The 1,867-nt window shown below is 64.1% G+C and carries 1 protein-coding gene; it reads right to left on the reverse strand.

Annotated elements, in window-relative coordinates; genetic code table 11:
- On the reverse strand, positions 1-1,349 hold a 1,349-nt coding region (gene dsdA / locus AC4FAH_RS07605), incomplete at its 3' end, for a D-serine ammonia-lyase (RefSeq protein ID WP_490245842.1).
- Positions 1,350-1,867: the final 518 nt, after the last annotated feature.

Raw genomic sequence — 1,867 nt, forward strand, 5'->3', positions numbered from 1 at the left:
ACCATGCTGCCGCCGGTGGCCCAGACGACATGGGTGGTATTGGCCTGCACCTCGCCGTCATCCAGCCCGTTGGCCGCCCGCCAGGCGTGCCACTCGGGGGCGTCATTGCGCAGCACGTGGCGGATACCGGGCACGCCGGCCAGCGCGGACGGCTCAAGCATGAGGCCTTCGCTGTCATATGCCAGCGCGAGCAGTTCGAGCAGATGCTCATCGCGCACGGTATGGATGCCGCTGAGCAAGGGGGCCATCACGCGCCCGACGAAGGCCGAGGCGCGACCCACCGCCAGGCCATCGGCGCAGGTGCGATTGTCCAGCCCGATATCCTCCACCGCGATGCCGTCATGTTCGCCGGTCAACATGCCCAGCAGCATGCAGGGGGAGCTGACCGGTTCAGCGAAGAAGCAGTGCACGGCGTCACCGAAGACCTGCTTGAGGCCGTAGGCCACGCCACCCGGTCCGCCGCCGACGCCACAGGGCAGATAGACGCAGAGCGGGTGGCGGGCATCCACCGGGATGCCCTGCGCCGAGAGCTGCTCCGCGAGGCGGCTGGCCGCCGTGGCGTAGCCCACGAACAGATCCCGCGAGCTTTCATCATCGATGAAGTGGGCGTTGGGCTGCTGCGCTTCCTGGCGCCCCGCGGCGACGGCCTTGCCGTAATCCCCGCTGTGCTCCACGACCTCCGCGCCCCGGGCGCGCAGCAGGTCCTTCTTCCATTGCTTGGCATCCGCCGACATGTGCACGGTGACGCGAAAGCCGAGCCGCGCGCTCATGATGCCGATGCTGAGCCCCAGATTGCCGGTGGAGCCCACCACGACCTGTTGGCCGGCCAGCAGGTCTCGTATCTCATCACGCTGGAAGGCGCGGTAGTCGTCTTCCTGATGCAGCAGCCCTGCGTCAATGGCGAGACGCTCGGCATGCTTGAGCACTTCATGGATGCCGCCGCGCGCCTTGATCGAACCCGAGATGGGCAGGGCGTTGTCACACTTGATCATCAGGCGGCCGGGCAGCGGGGATTCGGTTGCGCTGAGAGGAGATGCGGTCGAGGCTATGCCGCTCAGCGCCTGCTGCAAGCCGGGCGTTGCCACCAGCGGTGATTCGATGCGCCCTGACGCGGCGGCGGTCTCGGGGAAGGCTTCGGCAATCCAGGGAGCGAAACGCATCAGGCGTGCGTCGGCGTCCTCGATGTCCTGGGCTCCCACGCCACTCGCCTGCAGCGCCGGTGAGGCGAGCGCCTTGGCGGTCGCGACGCGTTCAGGGTTGAGCCAGCCGATTTCGCGGCCGGCCATCAGGCTGGCGATTTCCGGGTGACGCAGCGTCAGGGCGTGGAGGTCATGGGGCGTGGCAGACATGCGGTGTCCTTGTGGGGGCTCGATCCAGCGATCAGGTCAGATCACAGGTTAGCGCGTCTTCCACTGGCAACGCACGTAGCCCAGCTTTCACATTCCGTAAAGGTCAGTGACAAAAAAGACCGAATTTTTTGGCAACCGTCGGGATAGAAATGCAAAAGGTGCAGTCATAGTAAGCAAGGACATGATGTTATCGCGATGTTATGTCTGGCTTTAACTGTTCTTTGGTCCGCCACGGTTTTCCTGGCGGATTTTTTTATGCCTGAAATACGCGGGCTTTGGCAGGTTTTCGCCTGGGGCGTTTGGATTCTCCCAAGCTTTCAGCGACTTTCACTGTGACTATAGGTCTTGGGGGCAGGGCGCGGCACAGCGCTTCCCAACGACTGTCACCGCCTCGGGTTGCGGCGCGAGAATTGATGGGTGTCAGGCTGGCGGCAGAGATTGATTAGCCATTGGGTAATCTTCGAGGCGTTGGCCTGCTGGTGCAAGCATGCTGAAGGCGCTCTCGATGCACTCGGTTT

Source organism: Cobetia sp., from assembly GCF_983723665.1.